19 protein-coding genes are annotated in these 22,760 nt (G+C 71.0%); 5 read left to right on the plus strand and 14 right to left on the minus strand.

The window, feature by feature from the left end:
- The 11 genes from CK206_RS03570 to infC form a co-directional block, all read right to left on the minus strand.
- Positions 1-477, minus strand: coding sequence for a hypothetical protein (locus tag CK206_RS03570; protein ID WP_069390102.1), 477 nt, complete (start codon positions 475-477; stop codon positions 1-3).
- Positions 474-1,511, minus strand: a complete 1,038-nt coding sequence (argC, locus tag CK206_RS03575; protein WP_096905562.1) for an N-acetyl-gamma-glutamyl-phosphate reductase — start codon at positions 1,509-1,511, stop codon at positions 474-476. Before argC ends, CK206_RS03570 begins: the two co-directional genes overlap by 4 nt.
- A gap of 112 nt (positions 1,512-1,623) precedes the next feature.
- Positions 1,624-2,427 (minus strand): DUF2786 domain-containing protein, encoded by an 804-nt coding sequence (locus CK206_RS03580; protein ID WP_096905563.1) that lies wholly within the window; start codon positions 2,425-2,427, stop codon positions 1,624-1,626.
- 91 nt (positions 2,428-2,518) lie between these two features.
- On the minus strand, positions 2,519-3,358 hold the full coding sequence (gene thiD, locus CK206_RS03585; RefSeq protein ID WP_069390176.1) for a bifunctional hydroxymethylpyrimidine kinase/phosphomethylpyrimidine kinase: 840 nt from the start codon (positions 3,356-3,358) through the stop codon (positions 2,519-2,521).
- Positions 3,351-5,870: a phenylalanine--tRNA ligase subunit beta gene (gene pheT / locus CK206_RS03590; protein WP_067714076.1), complete on the minus strand. Its 2,520-nt coding sequence runs from the start codon at positions 5,868-5,870 to the stop codon at positions 3,351-3,353. Before pheT ends, thiD begins: the two co-directional genes overlap by 8 nt.
- Positions 5,871-5,918: 48 nt before the next feature.
- Complete coding sequence (gene pheS / locus CK206_RS03595) at positions 5,919-6,968, minus strand: phenylalanine--tRNA ligase subunit alpha (RefSeq protein ID WP_067714075.1); 1,050 nt, start codon at positions 6,966-6,968, stop codon at positions 5,919-5,921.
- A gap of 119 nt (positions 6,969-7,087) precedes the next feature.
- The gene (locus tag CK206_RS03600; RefSeq protein ID WP_096905564.1) at positions 7,088-8,749 is read right to left on the minus strand and encodes an ABC-F family ATP-binding cassette domain-containing protein; all 1,662 of its coding nucleotides are present in this window, start codon (positions 8,747-8,749) and stop codon (positions 7,088-7,090) included.
- Entirely contained in the window at positions 8,746-9,609 is an 864-nt protein-coding gene (locus tag CK206_RS03605) for an RNA methyltransferase (protein ID WP_067714052.1), read from the minus strand. The genes CK206_RS03600 and CK206_RS03605 overlap by 4 nt, the downstream gene beginning before the upstream one ends.
- 10 nt (positions 9,610-9,619) lie before the next feature.
- Complete coding sequence (rplT, locus tag CK206_RS03610) at positions 9,620-10,000, minus strand: 50S ribosomal protein L20 (protein ID WP_007630820.1); 381 nt, start codon at positions 9,998-10,000, stop codon at positions 9,620-9,622.
- A 69-nt stretch (positions 10,001-10,069) separates the two neighbouring features.
- The gene (gene rpmI, locus CK206_RS03615; protein ID WP_007630819.1) at positions 10,070-10,264 is read right to left on the minus strand and encodes a 50S ribosomal protein L35; all 195 of its coding nucleotides are present in this window, start codon (positions 10,262-10,264) and stop codon (positions 10,070-10,072) included.
- Between the two features lie 92 nt (positions 10,265-10,356).
- Positions 10,357-10,941 (minus strand): translation initiation factor IF-3, encoded by a 585-nt coding sequence (infC, locus tag CK206_RS03620; protein ID WP_082923789.1) that lies wholly within the window; start codon positions 10,939-10,941, stop codon positions 10,357-10,359.
- A gap of 353 nt (positions 10,942-11,294) precedes the next feature.
- Here infC and CK206_RS03625 point away from each other — a divergent pair, with 353 nt between their 5' ends.
- Positions 11,295-11,696, plus strand: coding sequence for a DUF1844 domain-containing protein (locus CK206_RS03625; protein ID WP_069390177.1), 402 nt, complete (start codon positions 11,295-11,297; stop codon positions 11,694-11,696).
- A gap of 91 nt (positions 11,697-11,787) precedes the next feature.
- Here CK206_RS03625 and uvrA read toward each other — a convergent pair whose 3' ends face one another.
- Positions 11,788-14,868 (minus strand): excinuclease ABC subunit UvrA, encoded by a 3,081-nt coding sequence (gene uvrA, locus CK206_RS03630; RefSeq protein WP_096905566.1) that lies wholly within the window; start codon positions 14,866-14,868, stop codon positions 11,788-11,790.
- Positions 14,869-15,016: 148 nt separating this feature from the next.
- Here uvrA and CK206_RS03635 point away from each other — a divergent pair, with 148 nt between their 5' ends.
- From CK206_RS03635 to CK206_RS03650, 4 genes are all read left to right on the plus strand, one after another.
- Positions 15,017-15,718 (plus strand): MBL fold metallo-hydrolase, encoded by a 702-nt coding sequence (locus CK206_RS03635; RefSeq protein WP_096905567.1) that lies wholly within the window; start codon positions 15,017-15,019, stop codon positions 15,716-15,718.
- Between the two features lie 195 nt (positions 15,719-15,913).
- Positions 15,914-16,981 carry a DoxX family protein gene (locus tag CK206_RS03640; protein WP_096905568.1) on the plus strand — a complete coding sequence of 356 codons (1,068 nt, stop codon included), beginning with the start codon at positions 15,914-15,916 and terminating at the stop codon, positions 16,979-16,981.
- 167 nt (positions 16,982-17,148) lie between these two features.
- The gene (locus CK206_RS03645; RefSeq protein WP_096905569.1) at positions 17,149-19,542 is read left to right on the plus strand and encodes an ATP-binding domain-containing protein; all 2,394 of its coding nucleotides are present in this window, start codon (positions 17,149-17,151) and stop codon (positions 19,540-19,542) included.
- Positions 19,539-19,958, plus strand: coding sequence for a DUF732 domain-containing protein (locus tag CK206_RS03650; protein WP_240341260.1), 420 nt, complete (start codon positions 19,539-19,541; stop codon positions 19,956-19,958). Before CK206_RS03645 ends, CK206_RS03650 begins: the two co-directional genes overlap by 4 nt.
- Positions 19,959-19,997: 39 nt before the next feature.
- On the opposite strand, the gene CK206_RS03655 is transcribed toward CK206_RS03650, so the two are convergent.
- Both CK206_RS03655 and uvrB read right to left on the minus strand, forming a co-directional pair.
- The gene (locus CK206_RS03655; protein ID WP_069390259.1) at positions 19,998-20,447 is read right to left on the minus strand and encodes a universal stress protein; all 450 of its coding nucleotides are present in this window, start codon (positions 20,445-20,447) and stop codon (positions 19,998-20,000) included.
- Positions 20,448-20,537: 90 nt separating this feature from the next.
- The gene (uvrB, locus tag CK206_RS03660) at positions 20,538-22,667 is read right to left on the minus strand and encodes an excinuclease ABC subunit UvrB (protein ID WP_096905570.1); all 2,130 of its coding nucleotides are present in this window, start codon (positions 22,665-22,667) and stop codon (positions 20,538-20,540) included.
- Between the last annotated feature and the right edge of the window lie 93 nt (positions 22,668-22,760).

The raw sequence follows: 22,760 nt of genomic DNA on the forward strand, positions 1-22,760 counted from the left end.
TCAGGCCTCTCCGGGCTGGTCGGGAATGGTCAGGGCGAGTCGGACGTCCGCGCCACCGCGGTGTCGGAAACGGAACTCGGCTCCGTCCGCCGTCGGTGCGGGTTCCGGCCACGGCGCGTGATCGGTGTCAGGCCGGAAGACGAGCACCTCGATCGGGCCGGCCTCGACACCCGATCTCGAGCTGACGAACCGGGCGACGTTCTCGGCGACCTCGTGCGCGGCCGTGAAGTCCGCGCCGGGGTCTCCGACGCCGGGGCCGTCGAGCAGGACGACCGCGCGGGTGGACGGGATCTCGGCGCTCAGGGTGCTCCACCGCAGTTCCACCGCGTCCGCCCCGTCACCGTGGACGTTGAGGATGCCGGTCGAGCCGGCGGGGGCGACCCAGAACATCGCATGGGTTCCCTCCGGGGCCCACCACATCTCGAGACCGTGGACCCGGCCTCTGGAGGTGGCGCCCGCCAGGGCGTCCGCGGTCACGGGGCCAGGCCGACGGTGCTGAGTCCGGCGGTCTCGGGGAGTCCGAGCGCGAGGTTCATCGACTGGATCGCGCCCCCGGCGGTGCCCTTGGCGAGGTTGTCGATCGCCGCGGTGAACACCGCGCGGCCGGCGCGCTCGTCGACCTCGATGCCGAGTTGCACCGCATTGGATCCGAGCACGGAGGCGGTCATGGGCTGCACGCCCGCGGGCAGGACGTGGACGAACGGCTCGTCTCCGAACGCCTCGGCGTACACCGCCCGGAGCTCCCCGGCGGTCGCGGTCGTGGGCGCCACCGCGGTGGTGAGGATGCCGCGGGCCATGGGGGCGAGAACCGGGGTGAAGCTCACCGACACCTCCGCGTCGGTGACCGCACGAAGGTTCTGGGTGATCTCGGGCGTGTGCCGGTGGGTGGTCACGCCGTACGCCTTGGCCGAGCCCATGACCTCCGCGGCGAGCATCGGGACCTTGGCGGCCTTGCCTGCGCCCGACGCTCCGGTCACGGAGACGATCGTGATGGCGGAGGCGTCGACGAGGCCGGCCGCGACGGCCGGGAACAGCGCGAGCGTGGCGCCCGTGGGGAAGCACCCCGGGACCGCGACGCGGCGGGTGGACCGCAGCGCCTCACGCGCCCCGGGGAGCTCCGGGAGACCGTACGGCCAGGTACCGGAGTGCTCGGAGCCGTAGTACGCCGTCCAGTCCTCTGCGTCCACCAGTCGGAAGTCCGCCCCGAGGTCGACGACGAGGACGTCCGGCCCCAGTTGCTCGGCGATCGCCGCGGAATGCCCGTGGGGCAACCCCAGCACCACGACGTCGTGGCCTTCGAGCGTCTCCGCCTCGGTCTCCGCGAGGGCGCGGTCGGCGAGGGGCAGCAGGTGCGGGTGGTGCTCCCCGAGCGTCTGTCCGGCGCTCGACCCGGCGGCGAGCGTGCCGATCTTTAACTCCCCCGCCGCATAGGACGGGTGCCCGAGTAGGAGTCGGAGGAATTCCCCGCCCGCGTAACCCGAAGCACCTGCGACCGCCACCGTGATTGCCATACGCACGAGTATGCACCACTTTGCAATGTTTTGCATCTCGCCCGGCGAGCCGCGCCCCTTGCCCCGCCCCCCGCCGTCCGACGCCCCGCCGCCCGGCGCCCCGCGTGCGGGGTCAGGCCCCGATCTGCCGGCGGCCGCCCGTGAAGCGGCGCTGGCCGAGATCCACCGAGCCACCGACCCGACGCCCCTCCTCGATCCCGGACGTACCGACCCGCCTGCGGGCACCGCGGACGGCGGTCGGGAAGCGCCGACGGAGTTCGGTCTCCGCCCGCTGCGAGTCGGACCGCAGGACGAGCCCGGCGCCCGCGGCGTCCCGGCTCTCGGCCACCGCGCCCCGCTCGGCGGCCTCCAGTCTCCGCCCCACCTCGAAGGCGAAACCGGTCATGAACGACTTGCGGTGGGTGACCGCGGAGACACCCGGGGAGGGCCGCTGTCTGGCCGCTGCGGCGAGCATGACCCCGGTGAGGGCCCCGGCGAGCATGCCCACCCGCTCGACGTGGCGGCGAACCCCCACGATGTGCACGACCCGGGTGCCGTCGCCGCGGGCGGACGTGACGGCCCGGCAGTGCATCGCGGCGGCGAGGGCGGCCACCAGTCCCACCTGGTCGGGTTGATAGCTCCCGGAGATCACGTGGTCGATGACCGCCACCTCGGCGGCGGTATCCGGACCGGTCCGCGCGAGCGCCTCGTCGACGCCGTACTTGGCGAGCAGGGCGTAGGCACGCTCGAGCAGGACCTCGGCCTCGGGCGTGCCCGCCACGCTCTCGGCTTTGGCGAAGAGTTTGCGGACCCTGTCCAACGCCTTCTCTGACGAGGGGGGCCCGGCGCCCTCGTGCCCGTCCTGCGATCGGGTCTGCGAGGTGCCCTGCGAGGTGTTGTGGGAGGTGTTGTGGGAGGTGTTGTGGGAGGTGTTCACTGTCTGCTCCTGATCGTCTCGGCCGTTCGGCGGAACCGATACTCGCACAGGTGTACGACACAGTCGGTGCGGACGGCCGCGCCGTCCCAGGTCAGCGGTGCAGGAACCAAGTGTGGTCGAGCGGGCCGGAACCGCGGCCGACCTCCAGGGTGAGACCGCCGTGGAGGGCCCCGTCGATCCACGGGCGGACGCGGCGGTAGGCCGCCTCCCAGTCCCTCTCCCCCACCCGCGCGGTGGCCAGCGCCGAGGACAACGAACACCCGGTGCCGTGCGTGTGCGGGGTGTCGACGCGGACGAACGGCAGACGCAGCGTCGTGCGTCGGTCCCCCTCGGACTCCACCAGCACGTCCTCCGCACTGCCGTCGTCCAGATCGCCCGTGGTGGCGAGCACCGCGCAGCCGGTCTGCTCGTGCACGAGCTCGGCCTGCCCGACGATCGTCTCGATGTGCTCCGCGGACTCGCCGCCACACAGCACCGCGAGTTCGGGGACATTGGGCGTCACCAGGTCCGCCAGCGGGACGAGGTCCCGCAGCATCCGCGCCGCGTCCTCACTGGCCAGCCGGCCTCCGGTGGTGGCCACCATCACCGGGTCGAGGACGACGTGGGGTGGACGACGACGACGAAGCCAGTCGCCGACCGCCTCCACCAGAGCGGCCTCACCGAGCATGCCGATCTTGACGGCGTCGATCGTCACGTCATTGGCGACGGCGTCGAGCTGGGCGATCACGTCGTCGACGGGCACGGCGTGCACCCCGGTCACCCCGACGGTGTTCTGGATCGTGACCGCGGTGACGGCACCCATTCCGTACCCGCCCATCGCGGCGACGGCCTTGGTGTCGGCGAGCAGCCCGGCGCCGCCGGACGGGTCCGTGCCCGCGATGCACAGGACCCGCGGCACCCGTGCACCGGCGGGGCGTCGACCGTCAGCCACGCAGGCTCGCCCCCACGGCCTTCTCCGCCGCCTCGACGGCGGCCGTGCGCCATGCGCTCGCCTCGTCCTCCGTGAGGGTGCGGTCGTCGGCACGGAACGTCAACGCGTAGGCGAGGGACTTACGCCCGTCCCCGAGCTGGGCGCCGGTGTAGACGTCGAACAGTCGCGCGCTCTCGAGCAGCTCCCCGCCTCCCGAGCGGAGTGCAGCCTCGACCTGTGCAGCGGGCACGGCCACGTCCACGACGAGCGCCACATCCTGGTTCACGGACGGGAACGACGAGATGGTCGGGGCCGGCAGCACCTCCCGGGCGCCGATCGCGGTGAGGTCCAGTTCGACCGCGCACGTGCGCGCCGGGAGCCCGAGCCGCTCGCACGCCGCGGGGTGTAGCTCACCGGCGTGACCGACCACCACGATCTCACCCGGCCCGGCGTCGCGGTCGCCACCATCGACCAGGACCTCCACGCAGCGACCCGGGTGCCACGGCGCGCGCTCGGCCGCCCGCACCTCGACCTCGGCCCCGAGGGCCCGCCCGACGATCCTCGCCGCCTCCACCGCGTCGAGGGCGTCGGCCTCCCTGCCGGGGCCGAAGTGCCCGCCCGGCTCGCGCCTACCGGTGTAGAGGGCTGCCACGTGGAGCGGCTGGTCGGGCAGCGACGCCGCCAGGCTGTCCCGCTCCTGCGGGGTCGGCTCCCGATCGACCGGCAGCATGTCGACCCCGGACGTCGTCGGCGTCCGGAAGGACACCTGCGCGACCGAGAAGAGCGCGAGGTCGCGGGCCCCGCGCGTGATGTTGCGGCGGGCGATCTCGGCCAGCGAGGGCAGCAGCGTGGTGGCCAGATGAGCCTTGTCGCTCTCGAGGGGATTGACCACGGCCATGGTGCTGCGGCGCTCGTCGTCGTCGTCCAGTCCCATGGCGTCGAACACCGACGGGTCACAGAACGGCGACGTGAGCACCTCGACGTGCCCGGCCGCCGCCAGGGCGTGCCCCACGGCACGGCGGCCGCGCTGGAACGCGGTGAGTCCGCGACCGGCGGGCGCGGTGGGCAGCACCGACGGGATGTTCTCCAGTCCCTCCAGGCGAAGCACCTCCTCGACCAGATCCGCGGGCAGGGTCAGGTCGGGGCGCCATGCCGGGGCGGTCACCTCCAGCAACACCGCGTCATCGCCGGCGACGGTGCACCCGATCTGCTCCAGACGGCGGCGCGTGGTCCCCGCCGGATACCCGACCCCCGCCACCCGCGAGGGGCGCTCGGGATCGAACGCGATCGTCGGCATCACGGGCGCCGAGCCGACGTCCGTGAGAGAGGCCTCCACGGAGCCACCCGTGATCTCGGCGAGCAGGGTGGCCGCGCGGTCCAACGCCGCGATCGACGCGGCGGCGTCGACCCCACGCTCGTAACGCTTGCCCGCCTCGCTGGGGAGCTTGTGGCGGCGGATGGTCCGGAACACCGCAAGGGTGTCCCACACGGCGGCCTCGAGCAGGACGTCGGTCGTGTCGTCGGAGACCTCCGTGCTCGCACCGCCCATGACGCCCGCCAACGAGATCGGGCCGCGGTCGTCGCAGATGACGACGTCCTCGGGATCGAGCGTGCGCTCGACGTCGTCGAGGGTCGTGAGGGCCTCCCCCGCGCGAGCCCGACGGACGACGAGCCCGCCCTGCAGGCGCCCCGCGTCGAACGCGTGCATGGGATGACCCAGCTCGAGCATGACGTAGTTGGTGACGTCGACGGCCGGGGAGATCGGCCGCACGCCCGAGAGCAGCAGGCGGCGCGCCATCCACCACGGGGTCCGCGCGGACGGGTCGACTCCGGTGACCCGGCGCAGGGCGAACCGCTGGGCACCGGACTCGGCGGTCACCTCGAGCGGCCAGGCCTCCTTCTCCGACGGCAGCCCGAGCTCGACCGCCGGGTCGGCGAAATCCAGGTCGAACCCGCACGCCAGCTCGCGGGCCAGACCACGGGCCGACAGGCAGTAGCCACGGTCCGGCGTCACGTTGAGTTCGATCACGGTGTCCCGCTCGCCGGCACCCGCGGCCAACACCGGGCCGGCGGGGACCCCGGGCTCGGCGGTGCCCTCGGCGAGGACGATGATCCCGCTGTGGTCGGAGCCGATCCCCAGCTCGGAGGCCGAACAGATCATGCCCTCACTCGGCTTGCCGTAGGTCTTGCGCTTGCCGATCTCGAACCCGCCCGGCAGGACGGTGCCCGGTAGGGCGACGACGACCAGGTCGCCTTCCGCGAAGTTGCGGGCGCCGCACACGATCTGCTGCGGCTCGTCACCGCCCACGTCGACCAGACAGAAGCGGATGGGCTTCTTGAAGCCCTCCAGCTCCTCGATGGTGCTGACACGGCCGATGGTGAGCGGGCCGTCGATCTCGGGCAACTGCTCCGGTTCACCCTCCACCTCGAGGCCGACGCGCACGAAACCGGCGTCGAGCTCGGCCGGGCTGACGGACCAGCCGTCGTTGGCCCGCTGCAGGATCTCGGTCAGCCAGGACTGCGCAATTCGCACTGTGGGGTCCTTCGTCTTCTGGGGTGGGGGTGGATCGGTACCGCGGGTTTAGTACCGGACGCCGAAGGGCAGCGAGAACCGCACGTCGCCCTCGACCATGTCCCGCATGTCGGACAGTCCGTTGCGGAACTGCAGGGTGCGCTCCAGGCCCATGCCGAACGCGAATCCCGAGTACTCCTCGGGGTCGATCCCGCAGGCGATGAGCACGTTGGGGTGCACCATGCCGCAGCCGCCCCACTCGACCCAGCCGGCGCCGCCCTTCTTGCGCGGGAACCACACGTCGACCTCTGCGGAGGGCTCGGTGAACGGGAAGTAGTTGGGCCGCATGCGGGTGCGGGTCTCCGGGCCGAACAGCGCGCGGGCGAACGCGTCGAGTGAGCCGCGCAGGTGCGCCATGGTCAGGCCCTTGTCGATGGCCAGTCCCTCGACCTGGTGGAACACCGGGGTGTGGGTGGCGTCGAGTTCGTCGGTGCGGAACGTCCGCCCGGGGCACGCCACATAGATGGGCGGTTCCCGGTCGAGCATGGTGCGGATCTGCACCGGCGAGGTGTGGGTGCGCAGCACCTGCCGGCTGCCCTCGGGCGCGATGTGGAAGGTGTCCTGGAGGGTGCGCGCCGGGTGGTCGGGAAGGAAGTTGAGCGCATCGAAGTTGTAGTGCTCCGCCTCGACCTCGGGCCCCTCCGTGATCTCCCACCCCATGGCCACGAACACGTCCGCGACCTGCTCGGTGATGATGGTGATGGGGTGCTGCGCGCCCACCGGCGCGCGCCCCGACGGGACCGTCAGGTCGAGCGTCTCGGCCACGAGGACGGCGGCGTCCCGCTCGGCCTGCAGTTCGGCCAGGCGGGAGTCATACGCCTGCTGGACCCGGGTCCGTGCCACGTTCACGGCCTTTCCCGCGGACGCCTTCTGCTCCTTGGGGAGAGAGCCGAGGGTACGACGACCCAGGGCGATGGGGCTGCGGTCACCGAGGTGCGCCGTCTTGGCGGCGGCCAGCGCCTCGAGATCCGCCGCGGCGGCGAACGCGGCCTCGGCGTCCGCGGAGTACCGCGCCAGCGACTCCTCGTCGATCCGGACCTCGCCTGTGTCTTCGCTCACCGGTGCCCTCGTCCTCCCCGTCACGGCGGACTTCCGTCGACCGCCCCGCATCGGGGCCAAGACTAGTCGATCCCCGGTCCCGCCCCCGCTCCCCCCGGCGATGGCCGGGGGGAGCCGCGTCAGTGTCGTTCCCGCACCGACCCGGCGTCGACCAGCAGCTCGCGGGTCGCGCGGAAGGCGTCCCGCATCCGCCGGTCGTGGGTGATGAGCAGGACCGTGCCGCCGAACGCGTCCACGGCCTGCTCGAGTTGCTCGATCGCCGGCAGGTCCAGATGGTTGGTCGGCTCGTCCAGCACCAGCAGGTTCACCCCGCGCTGCTGCAGGAGGGCCAGCGCGGCACGGGTCCGCTCCCCCGGTGACAGTGACGCGCAGGCGCGGGCGACGTGCTCTCCACCGAGCCCGAACTTGGCGAGCAGGGTGCGGGCCTCGGTGGGGTCGAGGCCGGCCGGGTCGGCGGCGACGCAGAACGTGTCCAGCAGCGGGTCCGGCCCGCCGAACTCCGTCCGTGCCTGGTCCACCGTCCCGGGCTGGACCCCCGACCCGACGGTCGCGCGGCCCGAGTCGACCGCCCGCTCCCCGGTGATCGCGGCGAGCAGCGTGGTCTTGCCCGAGCCGTTGGAGCCGCTGATGAGGATCCGGTCCCCGGCATCGATCTGCAGGGTCACCGGGCCGAGGACGAAGTCGCCGCGGCGCACGACGGCCTCGGCGAGCACGGCCACCACGGAACCGGAGCGGGGCGCCGTCGCGATCTCCATCTGGAGCTCCCACTCCTTGCGCGGTTCGGCGACCACCTCGAGGCGTTCCATCGCCCGCTCGGACTGGGAGATCTTGGCGGCCTGCTTCTCGGAGCGCTGGCCCGCCCGGTTCCGGATGTGCTTGTCGCGCTCCGCGTCCTTTCCGCCGGTCTTGCGCATCGTGTTGCGCACGCCCTTGTCCAGCCAGGATTTCTGTGTCTGCACGCGGTCCTTCAGCTGATCGACCCGGCCCGCGTACTCCTCGTAGGCGTCGCGGGCCCGTTGCCGTGCCAGCGCCCGTTCGGCGAGGTATGCCTCGTAGCCGCCGTCGAAGACGGCGATCTGCTGCTGGGCCGAGTCCAGTTCGACGATGCCGGTGACGCACCTGGCCAGGAACTCGCGGTCGTGGCTGACCACCACCATCGGGCGCCGTTCGGCCTGCATGAAATCCTCGAGGACGGCCAACCCCGCCAGGTCGAGGTCGTTGGTGGGCTCGTCCAGCAGCAGGATGTCGTACTGGCTGAGCAGCACGGCGCCGAGGTTCACGCGGGCGGCCTGCCCTCCCGACAGCGCCGACATCGGCAGGTCCGGGACCGTGTCGTCCAGCCCCAGCCGGGCTGCGGTGACGGGGATCCGCTCGTCGAGGTCGCCACCGCCGAGCGCCAACCAGCGCTCCAGGGCGTCCCCGTAGGCGTCGGCGGCCGAGTCGGAATCCGCCATCTGCCCTGCCAGCGCGTTCATCCGCTCGAGCGCGTCCGCGACGCCGGTGACGCGGTGCAGGAAGTCGCGGACCACCTCGTCGTCGTCGCGCTCCACCTCCTGTCGGAGGAGCCCGACCGTGGCGTCCGGCGGGCTGAGGGTGAGCTGTCCCGTCATCTCGGCGACGGGGTCGCCGGCCAGCGCGTGGAGGAGAGTGGACTTTCCGGCGCCGTTAGGTCCGGTGAGGCCCCAGACGTCTCCGGGTTCGACGACGAGGTCGAGCCCGTCGAACAGGGTCCGCGCCCCGCGGGTGGCGCCGAATCCGCGGGCGGTGAGGGTCGCGGTCATGATCCCGCCAGCAGCCGGGCGCTCGTGTGGAGGCAGATGGAGGCGGCGGTGACGATGTTCAGGCTCTCGGCCCTTCCACGGATGGGGATACGGACGCGGAGATCCGCGCGCGCGGCGAGGTGCTCGGGCACCCCGTGGGCCTCGTTGCCGAAGATCCACGCGGTCGGCTCGGCGAGGGCCTCGTCCGCCCGCTCGACGTCCACTTCGCCGTGGGCATCGGCGACCGCCACCTGCAGTCCCGCCCGGTGCGCCCGGTCGATCAGGTGGTCCTCGGCGATCCGCCGCACGACCGGGAGATGGAACAGGCTGCCGGCGGACGCCCGGACCGCCTTGGGGTTCTCCGGGTCGGCCGCCCCCTCGGTGAGCCAGACCGCGTCGGCCCCGAGCGCGTCCGCGACGCGGACCAGGGTGCCGACGTTGCCGGGTTCGGACAGCGCCTGGCCGACGGCGACCAACCGGGGCTGCGGTTCGGTCCCGGACGCGGGCCCGTCGGCGACGGGATCCCCGGTCGCCGTGCGCGCCACGGCGCGGCACAACGCGACGATGCCCGTGGGGGTGACCGTGTCCGAGAGTCCCTTCAGGGCCCGGTCGGTCGCCACGGACACCGGGATCCCGGCGGAACGGGCCGCGTCGACCAGGCCGGCGAACCGGTCGAGTGCGTCGGCGGTGCAGAAGATCTCGACCGCGACGCCGGTGGCCACCGCCGCCTCGACCGAGTTGGTCCCCTCGGCGAGGAACCGGCCGGCCTCACGCCTGGCGGCGGCGCGGTGGAGCTTGGATGCGGAAACGACCCGCGGGGTCCGTTCGGTGAACGGATCCGCGGGTCGTCCCGTGCCCTGTGCGGGCGGAGTGTTCGTCAATTCGCGGGTGTCAGGCAGCCGGCGCGTTGACGTCGGCCGGAAGCGCCTTGCGCGCGACCTCGACCAGCGCCGTGAAGGCGGCCGGGTCGGTGACGGCGAGGTCCGCGAGGACCTTGCGGTCGACCTCGACGCCCGCGAGCTTGAGGCCCTGGACGAAGCGGTTGTACGTCATGTCGTTGGCGCGGGCCGCGGCGTTGATGCGGGAGATCCACAGCTTGCGGAAGTCGCCCTTGCGCGCACGACGATCGCGGTAGCTGTAGGTCATCGAGTGGAGCATCTGCTCCTTGGCCTTGCGGTACAGCCGCGAACGCTGTCCGCGGTAGCCCTTGGTGGACTCGAGTACGGTCCGACGCTTCTTCTGGGCGTTGACTGCCCTCTTCACGCGTGCCACTGATCAATCCTCACTGGTTTGGGCCGGTCGCTCGTGGGCGACCGGAAGTCTCTTCGGTGGTGGGAGGGCTCAGAGCCCGAGAAGCCGCTTGATGCGGGGGACGTCGGCCGGGGCGACATCCGTACGGCCGTCGAGGCGACGGGTGCGCTTGGTGGGCTTCTTCTCCATGATGTGGCGACGGTTGGCCTGCTGGCGGACCAGCTTGCCGGTTCCGGTCTTCCGGAAGCGCTTGGCGGTGCCCTTGTGGGTCTTCATCTTCGGCATGATCGGTCTTCCTCACATGGTTCGTCCCGGAAGGCCCGGTGGGACCTCGGGTGTGCGGACGTCGGGCGTCCGTGGTCTGGGCGGCGGAGTGCCTATTCGGAAGCGGGGTCCGTGACCTTGGACTCCTGCGCCTTGGCGCGGGTCTTGGCGCCCTTGTGGGGGGCGACGACCATGGTCATGTTGCGGCCGTCCTGCTTGGCGCTGGTCTCCACGTATCCGTACTCGGTGATGTCGTCCGCCAGGCGCTGGAGCAGACGGAAGCCCAGCTCGGGGCGGGACTGCTCACGTCCGCGGAACATGATCGTGACCTTGACCTTCGAGCCCTTCTCCAGGAAACGGACGACGTTCCCCTTCTTGGTCTCGTAGTCGTGGGTATCGATCTTCGGACGGAGCTTCTGCTCCTTGACCACGGTCTGCTGCTGGTTCTTCCGCGACTCGCGCTCTTTCTGCGCCGCCTCGTACTTGAACTTTCCGTAGTCCATGATCTTGCAGACCGGCGGGCGCGCGGTGGGCGCGACCTCGACGAGGTCCAGATCGGCCTCCAGGGCCAGACGAAGTGCATCCTCGACGCGAACGATCCCCACCTGCTCGCCCCCGGGGCCGACGAGTCGGACTTCGGGGACACGGATTCGTTCGTTGATACGTGCTTCGGCGCTGATGGGCCCTCCTCGGTAGATGGTGCTCTGTCGCGACCACTGGCGCGGTCGCGCATCCGCCCTCGAGGGACCCCGGGCCACACCGGGTACGCCGGTGAAACCGAGAAGGCCCCACGGCAGGGATGCCGGGGGCCTCTCACTCCTCACCCGTCGACGACGAGACTTCCGCGATCACTCGCGGCCCCTCGTCGGGGTGGTGACCATCAAACTGCCTTCCGGCGTCGGATGGTGGGAGATCGGGCTCCTCTTGGACGATGGAACCCACTACGTAGCAGGTTCCCACAGTCGGGAGTTGACTGTACCAGTCGTCGGCGTTGCCCCCAAACCGGTGGCTGGCGACACGATATCGACCGGTCCGTGGGACAGTGTTCGGCATGACCACCGACCAGCCCGCCTCCACCGACCAGGCCGCCGCCGAGAACCTGCTCGAGGGGCACCTCGACGCCCGCGAGGTCGAGGTCGTCGATCTGGCGGACGTCTCCGCACAGGAGATCATCTTCCGTTCGATCGTCGTCCTCATGAGTGCCGCTGCTGAGAAACTGGGGCTCTCCGACGACGACCCCTCCGCCAGCCCGCGACTGGATCTCGACGAGTCCCGCAAGCTCATCACGGCCCTCGCCGGCCTGGTGGCCGGGTCGGCCGAACACCTGGGGCCGCAGGCCCGGGTCGTCAAGGACGGTCTACAGGGGCTGCAGCGCGCGTTCCGCGAGGCCAGCGCGTACCCCGATGAGCCCGGCGAGGGCCCCGGCGAGAAGTTCACCGGCCCAGTCTACTGACCGCGCCGCGCCGACCGCGCCGCCCACTGACCGCGCCGCGCTGACCCGACGGGCCCCGGTCCGGGGCCATCCGTCCCGGACCGGGAAGCCGTCAGCGTAGGGCGCGCGCCTTACGTGCTGCCTTCGCAGCGGTCTTCTTGGCCGTCGCGGACGCCGCTGACCCCGCCTCGGCGGTCTTCTCGGCCTGCTTCTTCGAGGACTGGTTCGTCGTGGCGACAGCCTTCTTCTTCGGTGACTTCCTCGCCGACGCCTTCTTCCCCGTCGTCTGCTCGGTGACCTCGGTCGCAGTCGGGGCCTCGGCCTCCCCGTCGGCCACGCCGGGGAGCACTTCGGCAAGGAAACGGCCGGTGTGGCTCCCGGGTACGGTCGCCACCTGCTCCGGGGTGCCTTCAGCCACGACCGAGCCGCCCCCGGCACCGCCCTCGGGCCCCATGTCGATAACCCAGTCGGCGCTCTTGATCACGTCGAGGTTGTGCTCGATCACGATGACCGTGTTGCCCTTGTCCACCAACCCCTGGATGACCAACAGCAGTTTGGTGATGTCCTCGAAGTGCAGACCGGTGGTCGGCTCGTCGAGGATGTACACCGTCCGCCCGCTCGAGCGCTTCTGCAGTTCGGCGGCCAGTTTGACGCGCTGGGCCTCACCACCCGAGAGGGTCGGGGCGGGCTGACCCAACCGCACGTATCCGAGCCCCACCTCGGTGAGGGTCTGGAGGTAGCGATGGATCGAGGTGATCGGTTCGAAGAACTCGCTCGCCTCCTCGATGGGCATGTCCAGCACCTCGGCGATGGTCTTGCCCTTGTAGTGCACTTCTAGGGTCTCGCGGTTGTACCGCGCCCCGTGGCACACCTCGCACGGCACGTAGACGTCCGGCAGGAAGTTCATCTCGATCTTCAACGTCCCGTCACCCTGGCAGGCCTCGCAGCGCCCACCCTTGACATTGAACGAGAACCGGCCCTGCTTGTACCCGCGGACCTTGGCCTCGGTGGTGGCGGCGAAGAGGGTGCGGATCTTGTCGAACACGCCGGTGTAGGTGGCGGGGTTGGAGCGCGGGGTACGACCGATCGGCGACTGGTCCACCTGGACGAGCTTGTCGAACCCGTCCACGCCGTCGATCCGGGAGTGCCGGCCGGGCACCTGCCGGGCCCGGTTGAGCTGATTGGCCAGCGAGGTCGCGAGGATGTCGTTGACCAGAGTGGACTTGCCCGAGCCGGAGACGCCGGTGACCGCGCACAGCACGCCGCCGGGGAAGACCACGTCGACGTTCTTGAGGTTGTTCTCCCGGGCGCCCTTCACGTGCAGACGCTTGTCGGGGCTCGGAGCGCGCCGCTTGTCCGGGATGGCGATCTGACGACGCCCGGCGAGGTAGTCGCCGGTCAGCGATTCGGAGGCAGCCAGGAGCCCCTCGTAGTCGCCCGAGTGCACGACCCGGCCCCCGTGCTCACCGGCGAGCGGCCCGATGTCGACGATCCAGTCCGCCGAGCGGATGGTGTCCTCGTCGTGCTCCACCACCAGGAGCGTGTTGCCGAGGTCGCGCAGCCGGACGAGGGTGTCGATCAGTCGCCGGTTGTCCCGCTGGTGCAGGCCGATGGACGGCTCGTCCAGGACGTAGAGGACGCCCGCGAGGCCCGACCCGATCTGCGTGGCCAGGCGGATCCGCTGGGCCTCGCCGCCCGACAGGCTGCCGGCGACGCGGTCGAGCGACAGATAGTCCAGCCCCACGTCGAGCAGGAAGCCCATCCGTGCCTGGATCTCCTTGAGGACACGACCGGCGATCATTGCCTGGCGCGGGTCGAGTTCGAGCCCGTCCAGGAACGCAGCGCAGTCCTCCACGGACATACGGCTGATGTCGGCGATCGAGCGCTCCATGCCCCCGGGCCCGGCGAGGGTGACGGCGAGGATCTCCGGCTTGAGCCTGGTGCCGTCGCATCCCGGGCACGGGACCTCGCGCATGTAGCCCTGGTAGCGCTCCTTCTGCGATTCCGATTCGGTCTGGTCCAGGCGACGCTTGAGGAACGACATCACGCCCTCGAACTTCGCGTCGTAGGTCCGGACGCGGCCGAACCGATTGCGGTACTGTACCCGGACCTTGGTGGGGGCGCCCCCCATCACGGCCTTGCGCACCTTCGCGGGCAGGTCCTGCCACGGGGTGCGGAGGTCGAAGCCCATGTCCCCGGCCAGGCCGGTCAGCAACTGCTGGAAATAGTCGGCGCTCTGGCCACCCGACCATGGTGCGATCGCGCCGTCGGCGAGAGACCGCTCGGGGTCCGGGACGACCAGGTCCGGATCCACCTCCAGGTGGGAACCGAGACCGTCGCACACGGGGCAGGCCCCGTAGGGGTTGTTGAACGAGAACGCGCGGGGCTCCATGTCGTCCAGCGCGATCGGGTGCCCGTTCGGGCAGGCCATGTGCTCGGAGAACCTGCGGTGCCGGGCGGGATCGGAGTCGTCGAGGTCGACGTACTCGATCACGATCACGCCATCCGCCAGCCCCAGGGCGGTCTCCACGGAGTCGGTGAGCCGCTGCCGTGAGGACGGCTTCGCCGCCAGCCGGTCCACGACCACCTCGATGTCGTGCTTCTCCTGCTTCTTCAGGACGGGCGGCTCGGCGAGCGTGTGCAGCTCTCCGTCCACCCGCACGCGGCTGTAACCGTCGGCGGCGAGCTGGGCGAAGAGGTCGACGAACTCACCCTTGCGTGTCCGGACGACGGGGGCGAGCACCTGGAACCGTGCACCCTCCTCGCCCTCCAGGATCTGGTCGACGATCTGCTGTGGGGTCTGGCGGGAGATCACCTCCCCACAGGTGGGACAGTGCGGGACCCCGGCGCGGGCGTAGAGCAGGCGCAGATAGTCGTGCACCTCGGTGATGGTGCCGACGGTCGAGCGGGGATTGCGGTTGGTCGACTTCTGGTCGATCGACACGGCCGGGGACAGTCCCTCGATGAAGTCGACGTCCGGCTTGTCCATCTGCCCGAGGAACATCCTGGCGTAGGAGGACAGCGACTCGACGTAGCGGCGCTGGCCCTCGGCGAAGATGGTGTCGAACGCCAGCGAGGACTTGCCGGACCCTGACAGTCCGGTGAACACGATCAGCGAATCGCGGGGGACGTCGATGTCCACGCCCTTGAGGTTGTGCTCCCGTGCGCCGCGGACGACCAGACGGTCCACCATGGGTTCTCCTTCCGAGTCGGGAGGCCGCCACGTCTCCGTGGCGAAAGCCGCACCTGCCGCATGGCTGCCGTTCCCGCAGACGAAGGTACCAACGTAGTACGACACGCTTCCGGCCACCGACCGCGCCCGACGTCGGTAGCCTGCCGTTATGTCGAATCCCACCGAGTCACTACCCGACCGCATCACCCTCACCGAGGGCTACTCCGGCCGTACCGGAGGCCGACTGACCGGCGAGCGCTGGACCGTGGGCCCCGCCCGACTGACCAAGATCTCGGTCGGCGAGATGGACAACAACGTCTACGTGATCGAGTCGACCGCGACGGGCGACGTACTGCTCGTCGACGCCGCCAACGACGCGCCGCAGCTGATCTCCCATCTGAGGGACCGCGCACCCGGGGTCAAGGAGGTGCTCACCACGCACCTCCACGCCGATCACTGGATCGGTCTCGCCGAGACGGTCGCCGCCCTCGGCCTGACCACCATCGCCTCCCCCGGCGACGCCGGGGGCATCGACGTCCCCACCGACCGACATGTCGCGCACGGGGACGAGCTCGTGGTCGGCGACCTCCGGCTGGCGGTGATCGGCCTGCGGGGTCACACTCCGGACGGCATCGCACTCGTCCTGCGCACCGACGCGGGCACCCACCTGTTCTCCGGGGACTCCCTCTTCCCCGGCGGCCCCGGGAAGACCGGTTCGGAAGCCGACTTCGCCTCGCTGATGGACGACCTCGAGGCCCGGGTCTTCGACGTCCTCGATGACGACGTCGTGGTCCATCCCGGACACGGGGACGACACCACCATCGGTGCCGAGCGATCGCATCTGGGCGAGTGGCGGGAGCGCGGGTGGTGACCGCGACGGGGGTCCTGTCCCCGTCGCCCTGTGGGCCGACATCCAATCGTTATCAAACCGCCACCGTGTGCGATCGCCGCAGCACACTCCCCCGGTGACGGTCCGTCGACGGGTAGCCCCGGATCGCGACCGGAGGCGCCCTCACCGGGTTCGGACTAGGTTCGACCACGCACTCCCACCTATCCAGGAGGAACGATGATCCGACGACTCGCACGACCCATGCTCGCCACGGTGTTCGTCATCGACGGCGTTGAGACGCTTCGCAATCCGCAGGCCCATGTCGCCGACGCGGCGCCGCTCGTCGACAAGGCCACCCCGCTGATGGAGAAGGGCGAGCAGGCGGTGAACGACACGGTCTCCGCATCGGTGCCGCCCGTCCCCAAGGACACCGAGACGCTCGTCAAGGCGCTCGCCGGGGTCAAGATCGGCGCGGGCGTCCTGTTCGCGCTGGGCAAGGCCCCCCGCCTGTCGGCGCTCGCGCTCACCGCCGCCCACGTGCCCTCGACCGTCAGCCGCCACGCGTTCTGGATGGAGTCCGACAAGGACGCCCGCAGTCGCAAGACCACCGGTCTGGCGACCGACGTGGCGCTCCTAGGCGGGCTCATCCTCGCCTCGGTCGACACCGCCGGACAGCCCGGGGTGGCCTGGCGCGCCCGGAAGGCCGGCGACAAGATGGCCGCGAAGCTGCCCGGGGCGAAGGCCGAGTCCGCGGCCGCCGGTGCGGCGCTCGCCGGTGTCGCACACACCGTGGCCGATCAGGCGCGTGGCGCGGCGGACGCCGTGCGCGACAAGGCTCCCGAGGTGGCCGACACCGTGCGGGCGAAGGCCCCGGAGGTCGCCGATCAGGTGCGTGACCAGGCGTCCGGCTTCGCTGGGGTCGTGCGTGACACCGCGCCGGTGGTCGCCGCTCGCGTGCGGGATCGCGCGGCCACCGCCCGGGAGCAGGCCGCCCCGATCGCCGCGCAGGTCCGCGAGCAGGCGGGCGCCGCGGCCCACGCAGCGGCCGACGAGGCCCGGCCCTACACCGCGCAGGTCCGCGACCAGGCCGGTGTCGCCACCCGACTCGCCGCGGTCCGGGCCGAGGAGGCCCGCAAGGCCGCGCAGGCCAAGAAGAAGGACGCCCGCAAGAAGGCGACCCGCGCCGGCAAGGACGCCAGGAAGAAGTCCGCCCGGTTCGAGAAGGAGGCGGGCAAGAAGGCCTCCGAGGCCAAGAAGATGACGGACGAGGTCCGCGCGAAGGCCGCCGACGTCATCCGTCCCTGACGACCGGGGCGGGCCACCGCCCCCGGACTACCGCCGGCGGCCACACCGCCTCCCGACGACCCCGCCCCCACCCGGGCGGGGTCGTCGTCGTCTGAGCACCCGTCGCGGTTCCCGGTAGCCTGGTCATCCTGCCCGAACCGACCACGCAGACCCCGGAAGGAGCGCCCGTGACGGGACACGACGCCGTCGACGAGGAACAACGTCACCTCGGCCGCCTCCTCGACCGCCTCGAGGAGTTGCGGGCGGACACGCGTGCGCGCCTGGACGCCGTCCTGCGCGGGTCGGGCGGCACCCCGCAGGCGCGGTCGGAACGGGAGTCGTTCGCCCGGCTCTACACCTCCGAGCTCGCGGCGTTCAGCGCCGCCAACTTGGGCCTGTACTTCGGCCGGTTGGACATGGGGGACGGCGAGGTACGTCGGATCGGGCGCGTGGGTCTCCGCGACGACGACGACGACCTCACGACGCTGCTCCTCGACTGGCGCGCCGACCACAGCCGGCCCTTCTACCTGGCGACGACCGCCCGGCCGGAGGGCGCTCACCGGCGCCGCCACCTGCGGACGATCGGTCGCCGGGTGATCGGGATCCACGACGAGTACCTCACGGCCCCGCAAGACGGTGAGGTCCCCGAGGACCACGACGACGTGGTGGGCGAGTCCGCCCTGCTCGAGGCGCTGGACACCGCCCGTTCCGCCCACATGACGGACATCGTGGCCACCATCCAGCGGGAGCAGGACGAGATCATCCGCAACCCGCACTCCGGCGTCCTGGTGGTCCAGGGCGGCCCGGGTACCGGAAAGACCGCCGTGGCGCTGCACCGCGCCGCCTACCTCCTCTACACGCACCGGCAGCGGTTGGACCGCAGCGGTGTGCTCATCGTCGGACCCAATGCGCGGTTCCTCGACTACATCGCGCGCGTGCTGCCGTCCCTCGGCGAGTCGGGGGTGGTCCTGCGGACGCTCGCCGATCTCTATCCGGGCGTCCGGGCGACCGGACCGGAGACACTGCGCGGCGAGGAGGTCAAGGGCTCCGGCGAGATGGTGGGAATCCTCAAGGCCGCGGTGCGGGCCCGCCAGCTCGCCCCGGAGGCCGACGTCGTGGTGCGGGTCGAGGGACACGATCTGACACTGACCCCGGCGACGGTGCGGGCGGCGAGAGGGCGCGGACGGATGACCCGGCGACCCCACAACCAGTCCCGCGACGCGTTCGCGACGCGGATCATCGACGCCCTCACCGAGCAGTACGTCTCCGCACTCACCGACCCGGTCGGGCGGGCGGAGGACGAGGCATGGTCACCGGACGGCGACGGTGTCGGCGACCTCGGCGACGCCGCCCGCCCCCTGTTGGACGCGGATGACCGCGCGGAACTCCGCCGGGAGGTCGAGGCCTCCCGCGAGGTCGCCGAGGCGATCGACGGGTGGTGGCCGGTGCTACGGCCCGAGCAACTCCTCGCCGACCTGCTGTCGAGCCGCGACCGGATCGCCGAGGCGGCGGGTGACTACGTCGCGGAGGACCAGGATGCGCTCTTCCGGGAAAACGGCGCCGCGTTCTCGGTGGCGGATGTACCGCTGCTGGACGAGCTCGCCGAACTCCTCGGCGAGGACCCGACCGCCGATGGCAGTGAGGCGGACCGCGCGTGGGCGGAGCAGGTCCGACAGGCGGAGGAGGCTCTCGAGATCCTCACGGGTTCGGCCGTGCAGGACATCGAGGACGACCTCGATCCGGAGGTGCTCATGGCCTACGACGTCGTCGACGCCGAGTCCCTGGCCCGCCGTCACAGCGAGGACTCCGATCTCACCGTGGGCGACCGGGCCGGCGCGGACCGGACGTGGGCGTTCGGGCACGTGATCGTCGACGAGGCGCAGGAGCTGTCCACCATGGCGTGGCGGGTGCTCATGCGCCGCTCCCCCAACCGGTGGATGACCCTCGTCGGTGACGTCGCCCAGACCTCGAGCCCGGCGGGCATCGACTCGTGGGCCGATGCCCTGTCGCCGTATGTGGACGACCGGTGGGTGCTGTCCGAGCTGACCGTGAACTACCGCACCCCGGAGACGATCTCCGCCGTGGCGGAGCTGCTGCTCGCCGAGATCGACCCGGCCGCGTCGTCGCCGCGGACGGTGCGCGCGGGGCGACGGCCGGTCGCGTGGCTCGAGCCGGACGGTCGGTCGGTGGCGCAGGCGGTCGCCGAGGAGGTCGCGGCGGTGCCGTCGGAGCGGGCGGTGGCGGTGCTGCTGCCCGATCCCGGCGGCGACGAGGACTCCCGAGGAGACGACGACGAGCTCGGCGGTGTCGGCTATCCCGCGGTCCACGAGGCTGCCGAACTGGCCCGGCCGGGCACATCGGTGTTGCCGCTGGCGTTGGCCAAGGGGCTGGAGTTCGACGTGGTCGTGGTGGTGGACCCCGAACGCGTCCTGGCGCGCTCGCCCCAGGGGATGCAGGACCTGTACGTCGGCGCCACCCGGGCGACACAGGAACTCATCCTGGTCCAGCCCGGCGGCTTCGGCCCGCTACTCTCGGGTATACGGGACCGTCTCGATGACAGCGCACAGGAGCCCACCGCATGACCCACACCCGATCCCGCGTGCTGGCGGCCTCGGCCCTCATCGCGGTCGCGGCGGCCGGCGGGTGCGGCACCCGGGCGGAGGCCCCGGTCGACAGCGTGTCCGCCGTCGCGGAGCCCCGACCCGTGACCTCCGCACAGACCGCGGCCCGGGACAGGCCCGACCCGCGCACCGACGACGAGCAGGAGTTCCTCGCAGAACTGTCCGGATTCGGCCTCCCCACCGAGATGACCGCCGTCACCACCATCGAGGTGGGCGCCGGCATCTGCGGGGGGATCGCCGACGGCGCGGACGACGAGACGATCCTCGAACGAATCCGCCCGCTCACCAGCGCGATCGCGGCGCAGGACCCGGACCTCGACACCGCCGAGGTGGGTCGGGCGATCGTCGATGCGAGCCGGACCCACCTCTGCCACTGACCCCGGCGGCCGGGTGGGGCGCCGGGTTCGGCGCGCGGTCTAGGTGGTGTGGACGATGAGCACGTCGCAGGTCGCGCGTCGTGCGGCGTCGGCGGGTACGGACCCGAGCAGCCGGCCCGTCAGGGAGTTGAGTCCCTTGTTGCCCACCACGAGGAGGTCGGCCCCCACGTCGTCGGCCAGCTTGATGAGCGATTCGACGGGCGCCCCCTTCACGGTGCGCGCCTCGATCTTGGTCGCTCCGGCCTTCTGGGCCCGGTCCCTGGCGCCGCGGACGATGTCCTCGGCAGGATTGTCCCCGCGGATCTGGTAGGCGTCGTCACCGAGCTGATCCGCAGCCTGGCTGACCGAACGCGGATCGGCGGGCACGTAGGCGCAGGCGATCACGAGGTCCGCCGAGGCGTCGGCGGCCAGCTGCGCGGCGCGATCGACGGCGCGGTAGGACGACTCGGAACCGTCGGTTCCCACCACCACTCTGGTGTAGGCGCTCATTTGCTTCCTCTCCTCGGGAACACGTTTCACCCAGAGTAGTCCGAACACGCCGCCGACGGGCGGGGTAAACGCGGGAAAAAGCGGCCCGGGTCAGTCGATCCCGGCCTCACGCATGCCCTTGAGTTCCTTGCGCAGTTCGGCGATCTCGTCCCGGAGCCTCCCCGCGAGCTCGAATCTCAGGTCGGTGGCCGCGGACATCATCTGCTCGGTCATCTCCTCGATGAGCTTCTCCAGCTCCTTGCGGGGTCGCGCCGACCCGTCGGCCGCCCGGGCGCCCACGAGCTCCGGTCGGTCCTGGGGATCCGCGTCGTCCCCGCGTTCCTCTCCGACCCGGTCGAGGATGTCGGCGATCTTCCTGCGGAGCGGCTGCGGGTCGATGCCGTGCTCGGTGTTGTACGCGACCTGCTTCTCACGCCTGCGATCGGTCTCGTCGATGGCCTGCCGCATGGCCTCGGTGACCGAGTCCGCGTACATGTGGACCTCACCGGAGACGTTGCGGGCCGCACGGCCGATTGTCTGGATGAGCGAGGTGGCCGAGCGGAGGAAACCCTGCTTGTCGGCGTCCAGGATCGCCACGAGCGAGACCTCCGGCAGGTCCAGTCCCTCCCGGAGCAGGTTGATGCCGACCAGGACGTCGTACTCCCCGCGCCGGAGATCCCGGAGCAGCTCCACCCGCTGGAGGGTGTCGATCTCCGAGTGGAGGTACCGAACCCGGATCCCCAACTCGAGCAGGTAGTCCGTGAGGTCCTCCGACATCTTCTTGGTCAGCGTGGTCACCAACACCCGCTCGTCGCGTTCGGCGCGCTGACGGATCTCCCCGATCAGGTCGTCGATCTGCCCCTTGGTGGGCTTGACCACGATCTTCGGGTCGACGAGCCCGGTCGGCCGGATGACCTGTTCGACGAACTCCCCACCGGCGCGCCCCATCTCGTAGGGGCCGGGCGTGGCGGAGAGATAGACGGTCTGACCCACCCGGCCGGAGAACTCCTCCCAGGTCAGGGGACGGTTGTCCAGGGCGGACGGCAGGCGGAACCCGAAGTCGACGAGATTGCGTTTGCGGGAGGCGTCGCCCTCGTACATGGCGCCGATCTGCGGCACGGTCACGTGGGACTCGTCGATCACCGTGAGGAAGTCCTCGGGGAAGTAGTCGATGAGCGTGGCCGGCGAACTGCCCGCCGGCCGGCCGTCGATGTGCCGTGAGTAGTTCTCGATACCGGAGCAGAAGCCCACTTGCTGCATCATCTCGATGTCGTAGGACGTCCTCATGCGCAGCCGCTGCGCCTCGAGCAGTTTGCCCTGGTTCTCCAGCTCCGCCAGGCGCTCCTCCAGCTCGGCCTCGATCGAGGCGATCGCCTTGGCCATCCTCTCGGGACCGGCGACGTAGTGGGTGGCCGGGAAGATCCGCACCTCGTCGACCCTGCGCACGACGTCACCGGTCAGCGGGTGGATGTAGTACAGCGCGTCGATCTCGTCCCCGAAGAACTCGATGCGGACGGCGAGTTCCTCGTAGGTGGGGATGATGTCGACGGTGTCGCCCTTCGCTCGGAACGTGCCCCGGGTCATGGACACGTCGTTGCGCTCGTACTGGACGTCCACGAGCAGCCGGAGCAACTGGTCGCGGTCGACCTCCTGCCCGACGGCCAGCGCCACCGACCTGTCGAGGTAGGACTGGGGTGTGCCGAGACCGTAGATGCACGAGACCGAACTGACGACGACGACGTCGCGCCTGGACAACAGGGACGACGTCGCGGAGTGCCGGAGCCTCTCCACGTCGTCGTTGATGGACGAGTCCTTCTCGATGAAGGTGTCCGTCTGGGCGATGTACGCCTCCGGTTGGTAGTAGTCGTAGTACGAGACGAAGTATTCGACCGCGCTGTTGGGCAGCATCTCGCGCAACTCGTTGGCCAGCTGCGCGGCGAGCGTCTTGTTGGGTGCCATCACCAGGGTCGGCCGCTGCACCTTCTCGATGAGCCAGGCGGTGGTCGCCGACTTACCGGTGCCGGTCGCGCCGAGCAGCACGACGTCGCGCTCCCCACGTGCGAGGCGTTCGGTCAGTTCCGCGATCGCCGTGGGCTGGTCGCCCGACGGTGTGAACTCACTGACGACCTCGAAGCGGGTCGCACTTCGTTCGACATCGCCGATCGGTCGGAACTCCGAGTACGAGAGCACTGTCGGGTCGGCGGGGACCCCGTCGTCGGGGATCTCTGTCGCGAAAGCCATACCACCAGCGTACGAGCAGCCGTTCACCCCCGCCCACCGGTGTCGCCGCAGCGGATGTCAGGGGTGCCAACTACCGTAGGAGTGAGCAGCCCC

Origin of the sequence: Dietzia sp. WMMA184, from assembly GCF_002441635.1 — a bacterium.
Classification (GTDB): Bacteria; Actinomycetota; Actinomycetes; order Mycobacteriales; family Mycobacteriaceae; genus Dietzia; species Dietzia kunjamensis.